The 16,829-nt window shown below is 46.8% G+C and carries 20 protein-coding genes and 1 tRNA gene; 15 read left to right on the forward strand and 6 right to left on the reverse strand.

The features are described from left to right. Nucleotides 1-63 precede the first annotated feature (63 nt). The 7 genes from C2759_RS03505 to C2759_RS03535 all read left to right on the forward strand — a co-directional run bounded on the left by C2759_RS03505 (nt 64) and on the right by C2759_RS03535 (nt 5,002). Complete coding sequence (locus tag C2759_RS03505) at nt 64-957, forward strand: pseudouridine synthase (RefSeq protein ID WP_215356295.1); 894 nt, start codon at nt 64-66, stop codon at nt 955-957. A gap of 7 nt (nt 958-964) precedes the next feature. Then, a complete protein-coding gene (gene dusA / locus C2759_RS03510) occupies nt 965-2,047 on the forward strand; it encodes a tRNA dihydrouridine(20/20a) synthase DusA (protein WP_215356296.1) in 1,083 nt (360 codons plus the stop codon). Between the two features lie 64 nt (nt 2,048-2,111). Beyond that, nucleotides 2,112-2,187 (forward strand) — tRNA-His (locus C2759_RS03515). 61 nt (nt 2,188-2,248) lie between these two features. Next, nucleotides 2,249-3,034 (forward strand): formylglycine-generating enzyme family protein, encoded by a 786-nt coding sequence (locus C2759_RS03520; protein WP_215356297.1) that lies wholly within the window; start codon nt 2,249-2,251, stop codon nt 3,032-3,034. Nucleotides 3,035-3,037: 3 nt separating this feature from the next. Continuing rightward, nucleotides 3,038-4,363 (forward strand): ATP-dependent RecD-like DNA helicase, encoded by a 1,326-nt coding sequence (locus tag C2759_RS10625; protein ID WP_215356298.1) that lies wholly within the window; start codon nt 3,038-3,040, stop codon nt 4,361-4,363. Between the two features lie 52 nt (nt 4,364-4,415). Next, nucleotides 4,416-4,676 carry an AbrB/MazE/SpoVT family DNA-binding domain-containing protein gene (locus C2759_RS03530; protein ID WP_251367015.1) on the forward strand — a complete coding sequence of 87 codons (261 nt, stop codon included), beginning with the start codon at nt 4,416-4,418 and terminating at the stop codon, nt 4,674-4,676. A gap of 5 nt (nt 4,677-4,681) precedes the next feature. Next, nucleotides 4,682-5,002 (forward strand): type II toxin-antitoxin system PemK/MazF family toxin, encoded by a 321-nt coding sequence (locus tag C2759_RS03535; RefSeq protein WP_215356627.1) that lies wholly within the window; start codon nt 4,682-4,684, stop codon nt 5,000-5,002. A gap of 7 nt (nt 5,003-5,009) precedes the next feature. On the opposite strand, the gene C2759_RS03540 is transcribed toward C2759_RS03535, so the two are convergent. Continuing rightward, complete coding sequence (locus C2759_RS03540; RefSeq protein WP_215356299.1) at nt 5,010-6,599, reverse strand: gamma-glutamyltransferase family protein; 1,590 nt, start codon at nt 6,597-6,599, stop codon at nt 5,010-5,012. A 49-nt stretch (nt 6,600-6,648) separates the two neighbouring features. Further along, the gene (locus C2759_RS03545) at nt 6,649-7,638 is read right to left on the reverse strand and encodes a tripartite tricarboxylate transporter substrate binding protein (RefSeq protein ID WP_215356300.1); all 990 of its coding nucleotides are present in this window, start codon (nt 7,636-7,638) and stop codon (nt 6,649-6,651) included. 103 nt (nt 7,639-7,741) lie between these two features. On the opposite strand from C2759_RS03545, the gene C2759_RS03550 reads away from it, so the two are divergent. Next, nucleotides 7,742-9,091 carry an aminotransferase class III-fold pyridoxal phosphate-dependent enzyme gene (locus C2759_RS03550; protein ID WP_215356301.1) on the forward strand — a complete coding sequence of 450 codons (1,350 nt, stop codon included), beginning with the start codon at nt 7,742-7,744 and terminating at the stop codon, nt 9,089-9,091. A 24-nt stretch (nt 9,092-9,115) separates the two neighbouring features. Here the strand turns inward: C2759_RS03550 and C2759_RS03555 are convergent, their stop codons facing one another. Together C2759_RS03555 and C2759_RS03560 are read right to left on the reverse strand one after the other, a co-directional pair. Then, on the reverse strand, nt 9,116-9,841 hold the full coding sequence (locus C2759_RS03555; protein WP_215356302.1) for an LrgB family protein: 726 nt from the start codon (nt 9,839-9,841) through the stop codon (nt 9,116-9,118). Then, on the reverse strand, nt 9,838-10,191 hold the full coding sequence (locus C2759_RS03560; protein ID WP_215356303.1) for a CidA/LrgA family protein: 354 nt from the start codon (nt 10,189-10,191) through the stop codon (nt 9,838-9,840). Before C2759_RS03560 ends, C2759_RS03555 begins: the two co-directional genes overlap by 4 nt. Nucleotides 10,192-10,322: 131 nt before the next feature. Between C2759_RS03560 and C2759_RS03565 the strand changes: the two genes are divergently transcribed. The 6 genes from C2759_RS03565 to soxA are packed head-to-tail and all read left to right on the forward strand — an operon-like array spanning nt 10,323 to nt 15,084. Further along, complete coding sequence (locus C2759_RS03565) at nt 10,323-10,772, forward strand: (2Fe-2S)-binding protein (RefSeq protein WP_215356304.1); 450 nt, start codon at nt 10,323-10,325, stop codon at nt 10,770-10,772. A 9-nt stretch (nt 10,773-10,781) separates the two neighbouring features. Next, nucleotides 10,782-13,013 carry a molybdopterin cofactor-binding domain-containing protein gene (locus C2759_RS03570; RefSeq protein ID WP_215356305.1) on the forward strand — a complete coding sequence of 744 codons (2,232 nt, stop codon included), beginning with the start codon at nt 10,782-10,784 and terminating at the stop codon, nt 13,011-13,013. Between the two features lie 19 nt (nt 13,014-13,032). Further along, entirely contained in the window at nt 13,033-13,467 is a 435-nt protein-coding gene (gene soxX / locus C2759_RS03575) for a sulfur oxidation c-type cytochrome SoxX (RefSeq protein WP_215356306.1), read from the forward strand. A gap of 23 nt (nt 13,468-13,490) precedes the next feature. Continuing rightward, nucleotides 13,491-13,976, forward strand: a complete 486-nt coding sequence (locus C2759_RS03580; protein WP_215356307.1) for a SoxY-related AACIE arm protein — start codon at nt 13,491-13,493, stop codon at nt 13,974-13,976. Next, on the forward strand, nt 13,973-14,302 hold the full coding sequence (locus C2759_RS03585; RefSeq protein WP_215356308.1) for a thiosulfate oxidation carrier complex protein SoxZ: 330 nt from the start codon (nt 13,973-13,975) through the stop codon (nt 14,300-14,302). Before C2759_RS03580 ends, C2759_RS03585 begins: the two co-directional genes overlap by 4 nt. Then, a complete protein-coding gene (gene soxA, locus C2759_RS03590) occupies nt 14,299-15,084 on the forward strand; it encodes a sulfur oxidation c-type cytochrome SoxA (RefSeq protein WP_251367016.1) in 786 nt (261 codons plus the stop codon). Before C2759_RS03585 ends, soxA begins: the two co-directional genes overlap by 4 nt. Nucleotides 15,085-15,091: 7 nt before the next feature. Here soxA and purU read toward each other — a convergent pair whose 3' ends face one another. Beyond that, nucleotides 15,092-15,946: a formyltetrahydrofolate deformylase gene (gene purU, locus C2759_RS03595; protein ID WP_215356309.1), complete on the reverse strand. Its 855-nt coding sequence runs from the start codon at nt 15,944-15,946 to the stop codon at nt 15,092-15,094. A gap of 113 nt (nt 15,947-16,059) precedes the next feature. On the opposite strand from purU, the gene C2759_RS03600 reads away from it, so the two are divergent. Continuing rightward, nucleotides 16,060-16,359, forward strand: coding sequence for a hypothetical protein (locus C2759_RS03600; protein WP_215356310.1), 300 nt, complete (start codon nt 16,060-16,062; stop codon nt 16,357-16,359). A gap of 21 nt (nt 16,360-16,380) precedes the next feature. On the opposite strand, the gene C2759_RS03605 is transcribed toward C2759_RS03600, so the two are convergent. Next, nucleotides 16,381-16,791: a surface-adhesin E family protein gene (locus C2759_RS03605; protein WP_215356311.1), complete on the reverse strand. Its 411-nt coding sequence runs from the start codon at nt 16,789-16,791 to the stop codon at nt 16,381-16,383. Between the last annotated feature and the right edge of the window lie 38 nt (nt 16,792-16,829).

The following is a 16,829-nucleotide window of genomic DNA, read 5'->3' on the forward strand; positions in this document are numbered from 1 at the left end:
GTTTCATTTGGGTGTACTTAGATTGCGTTGCTTACCTTGGTGGCAGTGGATAATCTAGTGCAAATGAAAGTCAATTCTGAAGGAGTCTCCTCTTCTAGGGTGTATTTGCCTGCTGGGCAGAGCTATGCTTCTTTACTGGATTTCTTCATTAACAATTTCCCGCACATTGATCAAGATGAGTGGGAGTCTCGTTTTGCAGAGGGTCTAGTGCTGACTCAAGATGGAGGAGCACTTGCAGCTAGAGATGCTTACCTACCTAATACCCATTTACTGTATTTCAGGCGCTTAGCTCGTGAACCAGAAATTCCTTTTGAGGAAGCTATCCTCTTTCAGGATGAGCATATTTTGGTTGCTGATAAACCCCATTTTTTACCAGTGACTCCAAGTGGTCTTTATCTACATCAAACGCTACTTAATCGCTTAAAGAAAAAAACAGGTATTCAAGACTTAAGTCCTATTCATCGCATCGATCGCGATACCGCAGGGTTAGTCATTTTTTCTATCAATCCCCAAGAGCGGGCGCAATACCAAAATCTGTTTAGAGACCGAGAAGTCAAGAAAGTATACGAAGCTATAGCACCGTATTCAGAAGAGCTTCTCAAAAAACTACCGCTGACTTATGAAAGCCATATAAAAGAGTCTGAACATTTCTTACAAATGGAAGAGGTGGATGGCATGGCAAATACAGATACCTATATTGAGTTGATTGAAGTAAATAAGCCTTGGGCTAAATATCGCTTAACTCCGGGTAGTGGCAAGAAGCATCAATTACGCTGCCACCTTAATGCCCTCGGGGTTCCAATACGTCATGATCAGATCTATCCAATCCTGACCCCTTATCAAGAGTATGATTTGGACTTTTCTAAACCCTTACAGCTCTTAGCAAAAGAGATTCATTTCAAAGACCCGGTAACGGGGCAAGAACGATTTTTCATGAGTCAAAGAACCTTAGCTTGAAATCTGCATGACTTTAAAGCCTGCCAAACGATTAGCTGTTGCCCCAATGATGGAGTGGACTGACCGTCATTGCCGCTCTTTTCATCGCTCACTAACTAAAGAAGCTGTTTTGTATACCGAGATGGTTACAACAGGCGCACTCATTCATGGGGATGTGCCACGCCATTTAGATTATTCGCAAGATCAACATCCCGTTGTATTACAGTTGGGTGGTTCAGAGCCTTCCGATTTAGCTAAGGCCGCAGACTTAGCTCAGCAGTGGGGCTACGACGAGATTGATCTTAATTGTGGCTGTCCATCTGAGCGAGTGCAACGTGGAGCATTTGGTGCATGTTTAATGGCTGAGCCACAACTGGTTGCCGATTGCGTCAAAGCCATGAGGGCTGTTGTCGATATTCCGATCACAGTAAAGCATCGCTTGGGTTTGGATTCAATGGATGCAGTAAGCTCTGAAAAAGATTATCAGTTTGCACTGAACTTTATTCTTGCAGTAGCGGATGCAGGTGCTAGCCAAGTCACCATCCATGCTCGTAATGCCGTACTCAAAGGCCTATCTCCCAAAGAGAATCGCAGTAAGCCACCTCTTCGTTATGAAGTTGCGGCTAAGCTGCGCCTTGATGCGCAAAAACAATTTCCTAATCTCAAAGTCTTACTCAATGGTGGCTTAGAAACTAATGAGCAAATTGCTGGTCACTGGGATGACTTTGATGGTTTTATGGTGGGTAGGGCGGCATATCATTTTCCGGCGATGTTGCTTGGTTGGGATGATTTAATTAAGACCAATGGTGAAGCCGCTGGATATCTTTTTAGCGAGACCGAGTGGCATCGCATACAGATTGCATTGGTGAGGCAGGTGCAGGCATGGTTTGATGAGTGCCAATTGAAAGGCAAGCCGTTTTATATCGGAGCTTTTACAAGGCATATCCTTGGCTTAGCCCACGGCAGAGCGGGGTCGCGTTATTGGCGCCAGCGCCTTTCTGATCACCACGCTCTAGCTAAGGTACAAAGTAAAGCGGCGATCGTTGATTTCTTCATTGATGCCAGCCTCACCTTGGGAGATTGGGCTGCTTTTGAGTTCGATGGTTCCTAAATCGGTTAACCAAGGCTTTTTTGACAGGGTTTTGGCCCAAAAGCTATAATCTAGATCTTCAGTGGCGGACGTAGCTCAGTTGGTAGAGTCCCAGATTGTGATTCTGGTTGTCGCGGGTTCGAGCCCCGTCGTTCGCCCCACCGAATATTGCATTATCCTAAGGCTCCCCTCGTGGAGCCTTTTCTTTTTGAGATTTTATTCATGAAAAAATTCGATATTCTTCCAATCCTATTCGGTGTTTTACTATCGGTCATTGCGCTCTATTTCATGTTGAGACCCTCAACTGCTACTAGCGCACCTGCATCAACCATCCCCATAGTTAAAGTTGGCAATGTATCTTGGGATCAAACTGAGATGACGATTGCCGATATGAAAACGTTTGCGACTGCTACTGGATTTGTCAGTCAGGCTGAGAAAAACGGTGGTGGACTCAATTACGAATCTGGATTTGTCAAAAAGCCGGGCTGGGTTTGGAAAACCCCCTACGGCGTTCCTGCAAAAGATACTGAGCCCGCAGTGCACCTCAATCAATCTGAAGCGGCATCTGCCTGTCGTTATTTTGGCAAACGTTTGCCTACTGAGGCTGAGTGGATTTCTGCGGCATTTGTAGAGCAACGAGCCAATCCACCTTCAGGCTTTGTTAAGGGTGAGCGTTATCCATTTCCTGGTGGTAGTACGCCTGCAGTTTCTCATTGCTTAAGTGGCTGTGGTGATTACAAAGGTGTCGCACCAGCAGGCGCATTAAACCGAGGCACTGGTCATGTTCCCACGGGTACCACTAAGCCTGGAGTTAATGGTCTATTAGATATGGGCGGCAATGTTTGGGAGTGGACGGCTACTGAGCGCAATGGTGGCTTCATTACTCGTGGTGCTTCTTGGTGGTATGGCCCGGAGAGACAAAAAGAATCTGATGTTGAGTCTAAGCCAGCAGATATTGGAGTCGTTTACATTGGATTTCGGTGTGTGGCCGATGCCGTGAAACAATAGGGAATGACCAATCTTGCAGTCGATCCAGCCGCTATTGAAATCACCCCTGAATACCAGGAGGTAATCGATGCCATTGAGCGTCACGACCCTTATATTTTTGTCAGTGGTAAAGCGGGTACTGGTAAGACCACTTTAATTGGCTATCTGCGTGAGCATATTCACGGTAACGTTGTAGTAGTCGCACCAACTGGCGTAGCTGCATTGCAGGTGAAGGGTGTTACGATTCACTCCTTTTTTCGCTTACCACCGCGCTTGATCTTTCCCGAAGAAGATATCAAGCCTCTAAAAGATAAGCGTCTCTATAAAGATATCCGCCTACTCATCATTGATGAGATCTCGATGGTGAGAGTAGATGTAGTGGATGCAATTGATCTATTCCTGCGTGCTAATGGACCCCAGAAGAGTGAGCCCTTCGGCGGCATAAAGGTCATGTTTGTAGGGGACTTGTTTCAGCTGCCGCCGGTGGTATCTCAAACGGATATGCAAGTGCTCTCTGAGCGCGGTTACGAAGGTCCTTACTTCTTTTGCGCAAATGCGTTGCATCGCAAAGATGTCACCATGGTGGAGCTATCCAAGATCTTCCGTCAAAAAGACGCGCACTTTGCCGGTCTACTTAATCAGATCCGCATCAATCAAGACATTGATGAAGCACTCAGCACTTTAAATGCCGTCTGTTATGAAACCAAAAAAGAAATGGATGAGCAAACCATCACGCTAACCACCACTAACGCCCGTGCGGACCAAATTAATGGCGCTGGATTACGAGCGCTCACAACCGATGCCAAAGTCTATATGGGCAATAGCACCGGTAAGTTCAATGTAGATGATCGCAATCTGCCATCACCCAATCAGCTCACTCTCAAGGTTGGCGCCAAGGTCATGTTCACGGCAACTGATAGCAATTTTCCGAAGCGCTGGGTGAACGGTACTATTGGTGTCGTTCGCGAATTACTACCTAACACTGTGAAGGTGATGGTGCAAAACGGCCCTTACTCTAATACGGTCGAAGTCAAAGGACATCAGTGGGAATCGTATCGCTATGACCATGACATGATGTCTGGCAAGATCTCACCAAACATCATTGGCACCTTTGTGCAGATCCCGCTAATGCTAGCGTGGGCTGTGACTATTCATAAGAGTCAGGGCAAGACTCTCGATAAGATCAAGGTAGATTTATCTTCAGGAGCTTTTGCATCAGGGCAAGTTTATGTCGCCTTGAGTCGCTGCACCTCTATCGAGGGCATTACTCTTGAGCGTCCTATACAGCCCAAGGATGTGAGCTGTGACCAAGAGGTGAAGCGTTTCTATCTGAATTGCTTACCAAGTTAGATTTTCTATCGGCTTGACGCCGCGTTAAAATAGTTATAACATTGTTATTACTATGAAAAAACAGTTGCACCTTCAAATCCGTCAAATAGGTAACTCTCGTGGAGTGGTTATTCCTAAGGCTATTCTTGAGCAGATAGGTTTTGACGATCAGGCTGATTTGGTGATTGAGGGTGACAAACTCGTCTTGAGTAAACCCAAAAAAAATCTCCGCGAAGGTTGGGCTGAGGACTCAAAAGCAATTGCCGCGGCCAGTGAAGACGGATTAGTGTTGGGCGACTTTATGAATGAGGGCGATGAGGATTGGGTTTGGTAAAAAGTATTGTTTCACGCGGAGATATTTGGTTAATTAATTTAGATCCAACCATAGGTAGTGAAATTAAAAAGACTAGACCATGCGTTGTTGTATCTCCACAAGAGATGCATGACTTTTTGCGAACCGTCATTATTGCGCCAATGACTACAAAAGGTAGGTCAGCATCCTATCGCGTGCCAATTACTCATGATGGTAAAAAAGGTTTGGTACTTTTAGACCAGATTCGCACTATAGATAAGGCACGTCTAGTCAAGCGATTAGGCGCCGTCAGTAACAAAACATTGGGGGCTAGCCTCGATATTCTCCAGGCAACTTTTGCCCCTTAGTGAAAAATTAAAAGCCAGCCGCCAACCCATCCCGACGATGATCACTTCCGGCAATATAAGCATCCTGAGTTTCTTCACCCAATAAGGCAATCGCTTGCGCACTACCAAAGTCTAAGCTATTCGCTGGCATGACAGTCACTTCATGCCCCATTACTTTAAGTCCATCGACGACTGCTGTTGGCATAGAAGCTTCAACAGTGAGATTACCCACATCATCAATTCTCCAGCGAGGCGCATCTGAGCAAGCCTGTGGATTGAGATATTCATCGACAAAGCGCATCACAAACTGAAGATGTCCTTGTGGCTGCATATTGCCACCCATCACACCAAATGCCATTGCTGGCTGACCGCCTTTGGTGAGGAATGCGGGGATGATCGTGTGGAAAGGACGCTTACCTGAAGCCACTTGATTCGGATGGCCATCGACCAAACTAAAGCTCATGCCGCGGTTATGAAAGGCAATGCCACCCGGGGCAACTACACCAGAACCAAAGCCTTTGAAGTTTGACTGAATATAAGAAATCATCATGCCGCTCTCATCAGCAGCGCAAAGATAAACGGTGCCACCAGCGTGTGGATCTCCAGCGCCGTAGCTGCCTGCTTGATTGTGATTAATCAGTGCAGCGCGGCTAGCTAAATAATCCCTATCCAATAGAGCGCTCGCTGGCACTTTCATGGTGCTGGCATCTGAGACATGAGCATAGGCGTCAGCAAAAGCAATACGCATGGCCTCCACTTGCAGGTGAATACGCTTTGCGGAATTAGCTGGATATTGTTTTGCATTAGCCGCTTGCAAAATACCCAGCGCCATCTGCGCCACAATGCCTGAACCGTTCGGAGGAATCTCATGCAAGGTGTAATCACCATAATCAAATGCTAAAGGCTCAACCCAGTCCGTTTGATTGGCAGCAAAATCTGCCATGGTGAAACAGCCGCCTGTGCTTTGAGCAAAGTCGACCATGCTTTGGGCTAATTTACCGGTATAAAAAGATTCACCTTCAGTGTTAGCGATCTCGCGCAAAGTATTAGCTTGGGCAGGATAGCGCCAAAGTTGACCAGCAGTAGGCGCCTTGCCATCAATCAAAAAGGATTCACTAAAACCAGGTTCATTCTTCAGAATGGGAATTGCTTCGCGCCATTGACGAGCGATGACTGGGGAGACTGGAAAGCCATTTTCAGCATAGTCGATAGCGCGCTTAAAGAGTTGCGCAAAAGGCAGCTTGCCAAACTTGCGAGATAACTCAATCCAACCTGAAACCATCCCAGGCACAGTCACGGTATTCCAGCCAATCAAATCCATTGCCGTTTTGCCAGAAAAATATTCTGGCGTCCAAGCTGCTGGGGCACGGCCAGAGGCATTCATGCCATGAAGTTTTTTACCATCCCAAATTAATGCAAAGCCATCACCACCAAGACCATTCATCGTGGGTTCAACTACGGTGAGTGTGATCGCAGTAGCTAAGGCTGCATCAACCGCATTACCACCGCTTTGCAAAGCTTCAATGCCCGCTTGTGTAGCCAATGGCTGTGAGCTAGCAACTGCATTTTTAGCAAGGACTGGTGCACGGCCGCCACCAAAGGGAGGGGAAATCAGCATGGATCGAATCGATTCTTTAAAAGGGGAATGGAAATAATTTCAGTATTGATTAATCGATTTTAATATTTGCTGATTTAACGGCTTTAGCCCATTTGTCTTTTTCACTCAGGGTAAGCGTAGCAAGTTGTTCAGAGTTCGCAAACTGAGGGTGGATTCCTTGAGTTGCTAAGCGTGCCTTGAAATCAGGATTAGTCAAAATCTTCCGAATTTCTCTTTCGAGCTTCGCAATAATGACGGGTGACGTTCCCTTTGGCGCGTAAACGGCAAAAAAGTTTTCAACGTCAAACTGCTTCATGCCATCTTGAGCCAAGGTAGGTACATTCGGCATGAGGGGTGAGCGGTCCGAGGCGGCAATAGCAATTGGACGTAATTTGCCGCTTTGAATATGCGGTAGTGATGCAGTCACACTATCAAACATCATTAGAGTATTGCCAGCAATTAAATCCGGCAAAGCGAACGCGCTACCCTTGTAGGGTATGTGTGTACCAGTAGCCCCAATACGCTGCATAAACAGGGCAGACTCGAGGTGAGAGAGACTACCATTGCCTTGAGAGGCGTAGTTAAAGTCACCCTTCTTGGATTTGATGAAGGTGATGAGTTCCGGTAGATTTTTTGCAGGCACCGAGGGGTTCACCACAATCAGGTGGGGGATGGCGCCTAACAAAGCAACAGGCGCAAAATCCTTGGTCAGATCTGCTGGAGGATTTTTAAAGAGTGCCTGTGAGATGGACTGATTAGTCAACGCACTAATGTGAATCGTATAGCCATCTGGAGCGGCTTTCGCAGCGGCACCCAAACCAATCATCCCGCCGGCACCCGGTTTATTTTCAATAACGATGGGCTGACCCAGTGCTTCACCCAGCGGAACAGAAACTGCACGGGCAAATACGTCAGTAGAGCCGCCAGCAGGGAATGACAAAACTGCGACGATGGGTTTTTTGGGCCAATCCTTATCTGGGGCAGCTATCACCTGTCCAAACAAGCTTGAAAGGATTGCGAGTCCGAGAAATGGTTTTGAAAGACGATTCAAGAAGTTCATGTAATTATCCAGTGGGTAAGTAGGTAAGAGTAAGTAGGTAATATAGTATTGGAAACCACCCAAAGGGTGTAAAGCGAATAATAAAAATTAAATTGAGATAACTATGACTGCAGCACTTAAGACTCCTTCAGCTATTGACATGTCGGCCTACTGGCTGCCTTATACGCCAAATCGCTACTTTCATCAGCATCCCAAAGTGATGCAGTCAGCTAAGGGAGCTTACTACTTCGATGACCATGGCCGAAAATTATTTGATGGATTATCGGGCTTATGGTGCTCGCCTTTGGGGCATGCTGATCCACGAATTGGTGCAGCCATTCAAAAGCAGTATGAAACTATGGACTATTGCCCCGCATTTCAGATGGCGAGTGAGGCAACCTTTACTTTAGCCAGTCGCATTGTCGATATGGCGCCAACAGGTTTGGATAAAGTATTTTTTACCAACTCTGGATCTGAAGCAGTAGATACTGCGCTCAAAATGGCGGTTGCCTATCATCGCTGTATTGGTAACGCATCACGCTTTCGGATGATTGGGCGTGAACGCGCTTATCACGGCGTTGGTATTGGTGGCATCTCTGTTGGTGGCATTGTGGCTAATCGCAAAGCATTCGCTGGAATGATGATGCCGGGAGTAGATCATCTGCCGCACACTTTCAATCTCTCGCAAATGGCTTACTCAAAAGGGCAGCCTACGTGGGGCGCACACTTAGCCGATGAGCTAGAAAATATCGTCACTTTGCATGACGCCAACACGATCGCTGCTGTGATCTTGGAGCCTGTACAAGGATCGACAGGGGTGCTGGTGCCCCCACAAGGCTATTTGCAGAAGATTCGGGATATTTGTACAAAGCATGGCATCTTGCTGATCTTTGATGAGGTCATTACGGGCTTCGGGCGCTTAGGAGCGAACTTTGGTGCAGATCGATTTGGTGTGACGCCAGATATGATCACCTTTGCAAAAGCCATTACCAATGGTGTGATTCCGATGGGTGGTGTATTGGTGCGCGGTGATATTTATGATGCGGTCATGGGCCAGGGTGGTCAAGAACAAGCGATTGAATTCTTCCATGGCTACACTTACTCTGGCCATCCCATTCCCACGGCAGCTGCTCATGCCGTACTAGATATTTTTGAATCCGATGATCTAGTCAATCGCGCAAAAGCACTTGAACCAGTCTTAGAAAATTCCTTACATGCTCTCAAAGGAAAAACAGGCTTACTTGATATTCGTAACTTTGGCCTTTCTGGTGCGGTTGATATAGTTCCGATTGCTGGTAAGCCAGGATTACGAGCCATGAAGACTTTAGAGGCCTGTATTGAAAGGGGTGCCTTAGTGCGTATTACAAACGACACGATTGCCGTTGGCCCCCCATTCATATCAACGCCAGCCGAAGTGGAGTTCTTAGTGAGCGTTCTCAGTGATGCGATTGATGATGCGATGAAAATCGATTAATACTGAATGGCAGTCAGCGGGACCTTAGTTGAATAAGTGATACAGAATGGGGATAGCTACCGCGCTAATCACCCCATTCATTCCCATAGCTAGACTGGCATAAGTTCCTGCCTCTGGATGAATGCTAAATGCACGCGAGGTGCCAATGCCATGGGCGCCAATGCCAATGGCAAAACCACGCTGCCACCACGCTTTCATGCCCAGTGCATTCAGAATAAAGGGCGCCAGAATTGCTCCGAGGATTCCGGTAGTCACGGCAAAGATCGCGGTTAAGGTTGGAGATACGCCGATACGCTCAGCGATACCCATGGCAATGGGTGCAGTAACTGATTTGGGGTACATGGCGCCCGTAATGCTGGAGTCAGCCCCTAATAACTTGGCAATGTTGACAGCGCCAATAATGGATACCAAGCCACCCGCAATTAAAGATGCCAGCAAGGGAAGGGATCGACCCTTTAAGCTACTTAAGCCTCTATAGATCGGTATGGCTAAAGAGACGGTTGCCGAGCCTAATAAGAAGTGAATAAATTGCGCACCTTCAAAGTAGGTGGAATAGGGCATTTCAACAAATTGAATGATGCTGGCCACCAAAATGATCGCAATTGCTACTGGGTTAGCTAAGGGATTCTGTTTTGTAGCCTTATAAATCGAGAGGCCAATTTGATAGGCAGCCAAAGTAATGAAGAGGGCAAATAAAGGGCTGCCCGAGAGGTAAACCCAAATCTCCACAATTGAATGCTTTTCGTTCATTGCCCCGTCTCTTTTGGCTTTGCGCTCAAAAAGCGGACAACCAGTGCGCTAGTGGCAATGGTGAGGATCACACTACCGACCAAGGCGCTGATGATTGCGAGGGCATTAGCCTGCAGTTGGGGTAAAAATAACACCACCCCAACGGCTGCCGGAACAAATAAGAGGCCAAGGTATTGGCTAAAGCCGTCCGCCACCAATGCAAGCTCACTGTTAATTCCTTTGCGCAATACTAGCCAAATAATCAGTAATACCAAGCCAATGACGGGGCCTGGAAGGGTGGGCAGGACAAACTTAGATACAAGCTCACCGAGGCTTTGAAAGAGCAGGATTTGGACTAGACCGGAGATCATGGCTTGATCTTACTGCTCTGCAATATATGTTGCATAGCAATAAATAATTTCTTGGTTAATATAAACATATCAAAAGCAGGGTCTTTGGTAATCAGTAAGACTTCAAAATAAATCAATTAAGGAGAGCACGCATGGCTGACTTAAACGTCAACGGTAAAAAGTACAAGGTGGATGTTGATCCAGAAACCCCTTTGTTGTGGGCGATCCGTGATCATGTTGGATTAACGGGTACTAAATATGGTTGCGGTGTGGGTCAGTGCGGCGCATGTACTGTTTTATTTGACGGTCAGGCAATTCGGAGCTGTGCAATTCCAGTGAGTGCGGCTGTTGGCAAAAAGATTGAAACTATAGAGGGCTTAGAAAAAAATGGTCAGCTCTCTAAAGTGCAAAAAGCATGGGTTGATAACCAGGTACCACAATGCGGTTATTGCCAGTCAGGCATGGTGATGGCCACTACCGCCTTATTGCGTAACACTCCAAAACCAACTGATGCTCAGATTGATGCTGCGGTAACTAATATTTGCCGCTGTGGAACCTTCCAACAAGTGCGTGATGCTATTCATGCTGTGAGCAAGGCATAAGGAGCAATCATGACTAAAATAATCAATACAAACACAACCAATACTTCACGTCGCCACTTTATTATTGGCTCTAGCGCGATTGCTACGGGTTTAGCAATCGGCTTTGATTTCTCATTAATGTCTTCGGCTCATGCCGCCATGGGTACTAGCACAACAGCCATGACTCCGCTTGCAACTCCAGAGATTGGCGTTTGGGTAGTAGTAAAACCAAATGACGACATCGTAGTCCGCATCGTGCGCTCTGAGATGGGTCAAGGAACTATCACTGGCTTAGCCCAGATGGTTGCAGAAGAATTACAGTGCGACTGGAAAAAAGTTACTTATGAGTATCCGTCGCCCGGCGAAAACCTCAAGCGCAATAAAGTATGGGGTAGTTACTCCACTGGTGGAAGCCGTGGTATTCGTACTTCTGAGCAATATGTTCGTAAAGGTGGTGCAGCGGCTCGCATCATGCTGGTTCAGGCTGCGGCTAATCAGTGGAATGTACCTGCAGCAGAGTGCGTTGCTAAAGACAGCGTGATTACGCATACACCATCGGGCCGTAAAACAACCTTCGGCAAAGTATCTGTAGCTGCTTCTCAGTTAGAAGTGCCTAAAGAAGTTCCTTTAAAAGATCCTAAAGAGTGGAAAGTTATTGGTAAGTCAGTAAATCGTATTGATGGCACTGCTGACAAGGTAAACGGTAAGCAGATCTATGCAATTGACTTAAAGTTACCCGGCATGTTGGTAGCAACCATTCATGAGTCTCCAGTCTTTGGTGGCAAAGTGAAGAGCTATGACGCTAGCAAAGCTTCCAGTATGAAGGGGGTAAAGAAGGTGATTCAGGTGGGTGATTCTGCTGTAGCAGTCATTGCCGATACTTTCTGGCAGGCCAAGACTGGCTTAGATGCAGTCAAAATTACTTGGGATAACGGTAGCAATGGCGATGTCTCTAGTGCTTCTATTAAGAAGATGCTTGAAGGTGGCTTAACTGCTAATGAGACTTTTGTCGGTAATTCGAATGGTGATGCTAAAGAGGCAATCTCCAAAGCATCTAAAACGATCGAGGCAACGTACTTCTATCCATTCTTGAACCACGCAACTCTGGAGCCACAAACTGCAACTGCAAAATGGACGACAGATTCTTGCGAAGCTTGGGTTCCAACTCAGGATGGTGAAGCTTCTTTGGCCGCAGTGATTGCCGCTTCAGGCTTGCCTGCTGAAAAATGTAATGTCTACAAGGTAAACCTTGGCGGTGGCTTTGGTCGTCGTGGCGCCTTCCAGGATTACACAACTCAGGCCGTCAATATCGCCAAGCAAATGCCAGGCACTCCAATCAAATTGATTTGGACTCGAGAAGAGGATATGACCCAAGGCCGTTACCACCCGGTAACGATGTGTAAGATGACAGCCGCCATTGATGATAAGAAAAATATCACTGGTTTGGATATGCGTATCTCCAGTCAATCTATTTTGGCTGCCGTGCGTCCAGCGGTAGTTGCTGCCAACAAGGGTAAAGATCCAGTGGTGTTCCAAGGCTTAGATGCTGCGGGTGAGCACGGCATTACTTATAGCTTCCCGAATTTGATGATTGACCATGCAATGCGTAATACACATGTGCCACCAGGTTTTTGGCGCGGCGTAAACGTCAATCAAAATGCAATCTTCCTAGAAACTTTTATGGATGAGATGGCCGAAGCTACTGGTGTGGATGCAGTCGAGTTCCGTCGCAAGCACATGGAAAAGTTCCCGCGTGCAGTAGCGGTATTAAATGCGGTTGCTGACGGCATTGGTTGGACTAAGCCTGCTAAGCCAGGCGTATTCCGCGGCGTTGCCCAAATGCGCTCATTCGGAAGTTACGTTGCTGCCGCTTGCGAGTTATCTGTGACCAATGGCAATGAGGTGAAAATTCATCGCATTGTGGCTGCAACTGATCCTGGCTATGTTGTTAATCCAGCCCAAGTAGAGCGTCAGGTTTCCGGTTCATTTGTATATGGTCTATCCGCTCTCTTCGAAGAAGAAATTACGATCGAGAAGGGTGCAGTTGTGCAGAAGAACTTTGATACCTTTAATTCCATTCGCCTGTCTCAGATGCCTAAGGTAGAGACGATCATCATCCAAGGTGGCGGCAAAGACTGGGGTGGTGTTGGTGAGCCAACTATTGCAGTTGCAGCGCCTGCTGTTCTCAATGCAATCTACCGTGCGACAGGCAAGCGCTTGCGTACAGTCCCATTGAAAAACAGCGGTATTAAGTTGGTGTAATGGTGATGGGCAAGCAGGAATGAGACGAACGCTAGTAGTTTTACTGCTAGGGACCTCGACTCTTTTCCTGCCTTGCTTAGCCCATTCTCAAACCTGGGTAGGGGATTCGATTGTGAATCCCCTCACTTCTTCTTCAGGTGATGCTGTTAAGGGGCGCGCGATTGTGGCCAATCGTCAAGTTGGTTTATGTTTGCTGTGCCATAGTGGTCCATTTCCGGAAGAGCGCTTCCAGGGTAATTTAGCGCCAGATTTGATTGCTAGCGTGGGTCAATCCACTCCAGCTCAATTACGGGCTCGATTAGTTGATCCAGGGCGCCTGAACCCAGAAAGCATCATGCCAGCCTACTATCGCACTACAGGTCTGAGTCGTGTGGCTCCCAAGTTTATCGATCAGACTATTCTTACTGGCCAAGAGATAGAAGATGTTGTAGCCTTTTTAGTAAGCCTTCAATAACTAACTGAAATTACGAAATCAATATGACTGAGATTAATCTGAGTTCAAACCCCATCAAACCGAGTCGGCGTAGGTACTTGTCTGCGTTAGGTCTTTTAGGTCTATCGAGTTGGATTACTCCGAGTTTGACCATGGCTAAAAAGCCAGAGGCTATGGAGGCGATCGCCAAAATTATTGGTTCGAATACCGTTCGTGACGCCCGAGTGAACCTGGTGATTCCGCCTTTGGTCGAAAGTGGCAATCTGGTAGTTCTCAAACTGTCCATAGATAGTCCGATGACTGCAAATGATTACGTTAAGGCAGTGCATGTAATCTCTGAGGCTAATCCTTCTCCTAATATGTTTACTGCTTATTTCACACCTCGCTCTGGCCGCGCTGAGTTAACGACTCGTGTGAGATTGGCAGACTCACAGCGAGTATGGGCTATCGCACAAATGAGTGACGGTAGCTTTTTCCGAGGGTATGCCGATACCTTAGTGACTCTTTCAGCCTGCACGGAGATGATATGAGCAAGACCTCCCGCACGGGCATTACGATGCCAGCTCAGGCAAAAAAAGGAGCCCTGATTGAAATTCGGGCAATCGCCCAGCATGATATGGAGACGGGCTATCGATACACTGAAGACGGTAAGCGAATCCCACGTGACATTATTCAACTCTTTACTTGTCAATATAACGGCGAGGAAGTATTCAGAGCGGATTTTTATCCAGGTACCGGTGCTAACCCCCTCGTCATTTTTACTACCGTGGCAGTTGCTTCCGGTACGCTTGTATTCAAGTGGGTAGGAGACGGCGGCTATGAAGCAGTCAATCAAGCACAAATTACTGTTTCGTGAATCTGTTCGTTTTTTGTCTTCGTGTATTACCGTTATTAGTCATCCTGATTGGGGTTGATTCTAGTCAAGCACTTGAAGCTCCAAAAGATACTCGGCAATCCAGTTACTACTTAATGACGCCAGAGAATCGGGCAATGCAAGATGATTCCAATCTCAACCCCGCTGTATTTTGGGTAATGGACGGTCACAGTCTCTGGAAAGAAAAGGCCGGAATAAAGAATGTATCTTGTGCATCTTGCCACGGAGATAGTGGGCAAAAGATGACTGGTGTAGCAACACAGTTTCCGAAGATGCAGAAAGGAAAGTTGCAGACCTTGGAGGGTCAAATTAATCAATGTCGTACCGTACGGCAAGAAGCTCCGGTACTCGCTTATGAGAGCAAAGAACTCTTAGCTTTAACAGCATTTGTCGCAACCCAATCCAAGGGCTTGCCAATCGCCGTTCAAGAAACATCTCAGAACAAAAAAGATTTACAGCAAGGCCGTCAATTCTTTAATGAAAGAATGGGTCAACTCAATTTATCTTGCGCCCAATGTCATCAAGATCGAGCTGGCTTGAAATTAGGCGGAAGTCTGATTCCTCAGGGTCACCCAACTGCCTACCCAATTTACCGAATTGAATGGCAGACCATGGGATCTTTACAAAGACGTTTACGTAATTGTATGAGTGGGGTACGCGCTCAGCAGTTTGAGTATGGCTCGCAAGAGATGGCTCAGTTAGAGCTATTTCTGATATGGCGAGCCAGAGGCATGCCCCTGGAAACTCCAGGGGTCCGGCCTTAAGTGCTACTTAGTCTGAGAAGACGACTGAAGTCGCACCATTAATCAAAACACGGTCATGCAAGTAGTAACGTAAGGCGCGTGAGAGTACGGTACGCTCTAGATCTCGACCCTTGCGAACCAAGTCTTCAGGCGTATCGCCATGGGTAACGCGAGTGACATCTTGCTCAATGATTGGACCTTCATCTAAATCGCTAGTAACAAAGTGCGCGGTAGCGCCAATCAACTTGATGCCACGAGCATGGGCTTGATGATAAGGCTTGGCACCTTTAAAGCTTGGCAAGAAGGAGTGGTGAACGTTAATGCAACGTCCAGATAATTTCGTGGATAAATCATCCGACAAAATTTGCATGTAGCGCGCCAAAATAACCATATCCACCTTGGAATCAGCCACGATTTCTAGAAGCTTCGCTTCTTGGGTTGACTTTGTCTCTGGCGTAACCGGTAAGTGATAAAACGGAATATCCGCAAAATCAATACTGGAGTAAACCCCACGCGGATGATTAGAAACAATTCCGCTGATAATCATTGGCAGCTCACCGATGCGCCAACGATAGAGAAGATCTACTAAGCAATGATCTAGCTTGGATGCCATGATCAGCACTCGCTTTAAATCTTTTACGGCGCGCAAGTCCCAAGTGAGGTCAAAGCGTTTAGCAATTTCTATAAAGCCAGCCTTCAGAGATTGGCTATCAGCGCCGCAGCTAAAGCTCACGCGCATGAAAAAGCGTTTCGAGGCCTTGTCATCAAATTGCTGAGCTTCCTCAATATCACCACCTAATTCAAAGATGTAGGTTGAAACGGCAGCAACAATGCCTGGTCGATTTGGGCAGGTGAGTGTGAGGTAATAATTTTCTGTAGTCATGGCTTAAAAGAGGAGAAATTACTTGTAGGACGTAATTTTAGACTGCTTATTTGGAGGTAGTCAGGTTATCTGCTGGACCTGGGTAGGGCTCGCTCATATCTTTGATTTTAGGAATGGGTATATCAGAGCAAATCGGCTTTGGTCCCAAGGCATTTAAAAAGTTGCAATCTTGTTTTGTTGCTGCAGAGGCAGCGTGTTCTAAAGGGGATTTACCAGTAGTTACAGTGGAGACTGCGCTTACTGCAGTCGAAGGGTTGGCCACTGCTGCTGATACCACTACTGAACCTGCAGAGCTTGCAGCTGTAGTAGCAGATCCCCCCAAGGCCATTAATGGCGCCGCACAACCGCCCAAATTGAGACAGAGAACTATGTATCCAAAAGCAAACCATCCCGATAGGCTTGGCCTGCTTTGAAGTGTAATGAAAATGAGATGTTTAATTACGTTGACAGACAACGTTGAAAACTCCAGCTGTCCAGGACTCATTCACAACAGGCTCAAATTCACTATCGGGAGTTTTGTTATCTGAAACCACCTTGCCACTACCTTTATTGCCAGCAAACTCTTTATATTCGATTGGGCGGTAGCTGATAGCCGGGCAGTTGTACTCATTGATGCCGATGATTGAGCTAACGGGTTGTTTGGTTTTTGGATTAACGCCTGGTTTTTTAAAGTCGAGCATAGACATAATTTGCGCTTTTTCACCTGATGCGCTGACCGTATCCAGATCGACATACACCACCATCACCGCATTGGATCCTAACTCTTTCCACTCAGCAAAGCTGCTGGAGAAGGGTAATAAAGAGAGCGCAGAAAAGACGGTGAGTGCGTATATTTTTTTCATCATATTTGGTGTTGTCGCATTGTTATTTAAGTAAGTTCAGC

The organism is Polynucleobacter sp. MG-Unter2-18, assembly GCF_018687675.1.
In the GTDB taxonomy this organism is placed as follows: Bacteria; Pseudomonadota; Gammaproteobacteria; order Burkholderiales; family Burkholderiaceae; genus Polynucleobacter.

Bases quoted from the DNA above. Each gene is read 5' to 3' on its own strand.
- C2759_RS03505 (WP_215356295.1), top strand. From the start codon at position 64: ATGAAAGTCAATTCTGAAGGAGTCTCCTCTTCTAGGGTGTATTTGCCT.
- dusA (WP_215356296.1), top strand. From the start codon at position 965: ATGACTTTAAAGCCTGCCAAACGATTAGCTGTTGCCCCAATGATGGAG.
- C2759_RS03520 (WP_215356297.1), top strand. From the start codon at position 2,249: ATGAAAAAATTCGATATTCTTCCAATCCTATTCGGTGTTTTACTATCG.
- C2759_RS10625 (WP_215356298.1), top strand. From the start codon at position 3,038: ATGACCAATCTTGCAGTCGATCCAGCCGCTATTGAAATCACCCCTGAA.
- C2759_RS03530 (WP_251367015.1), top strand. From the start codon at position 4,416: ATGAAAAAACAGTTGCACCTTCAAATCCGTCAAATAGGTAACTCTCGT.
- C2759_RS03540 (WP_215356299.1), bottom strand. From the start codon at position 6,599: ATGCTGATTTCCCCTCCCTTTGGTGGCGGCCGTGCACCAGTCCTTGCT.
- C2759_RS03545 (WP_215356300.1), bottom strand. From the start codon at position 7,638: ATGAACTTCTTGAATCGTCTTTCAAAACCATTTCTCGGACTCGCAATC.
- C2759_RS03550 (WP_215356301.1), top strand. From the start codon at position 7,742: ATGACTGCAGCACTTAAGACTCCTTCAGCTATTGACATGTCGGCCTAC.
- C2759_RS03555 (WP_215356302.1), bottom strand. From the start codon at position 9,841: ATGAACGAAAAGCATTCAATTGTGGAGATTTGGGTTTACCTCTCGGGC.
- C2759_RS03560 (WP_215356303.1), bottom strand. From the start codon at position 10,191: ATGATCTCCGGTCTAGTCCAAATCCTGCTCTTTCAAAGCCTCGGTGAG.
- C2759_RS03565 (WP_215356304.1), top strand. From the start codon at position 10,323: ATGGCTGACTTAAACGTCAACGGTAAAAAGTACAAGGTGGATGTTGAT.
- C2759_RS03570 (WP_215356305.1), top strand. From the start codon at position 10,782: ATGACTAAAATAATCAATACAAACACAACCAATACTTCACGTCGCCAC.
- soxX (WP_215356306.1), top strand. From the start codon at position 13,033: ATGAGACGAACGCTAGTAGTTTTACTGCTAGGGACCTCGACTCTTTTC.
- C2759_RS03580 (WP_215356307.1), top strand. From the start codon at position 13,491: ATGACTGAGATTAATCTGAGTTCAAACCCCATCAAACCGAGTCGGCGT.
- C2759_RS03585 (WP_215356308.1), top strand. From the start codon at position 13,973: ATGAGCAAGACCTCCCGCACGGGCATTACGATGCCAGCTCAGGCAAAA.
- purU (WP_215356309.1), bottom strand. From the start codon at position 15,946: ATGACTACAGAAAATTATTACCTCACACTCACCTGCCCAAATCGACCA.
- C2759_RS03600 (WP_215356310.1), top strand. From the start codon at position 16,060: ATGGGTATATCAGAGCAAATCGGCTTTGGTCCCAAGGCATTTAAAAAG.
- C2759_RS03605 (WP_215356311.1), bottom strand. From the start codon at position 16,791: ATGATGAAAAAAATATACGCACTCACCGTCTTTTCTGCGCTCTCTTTA.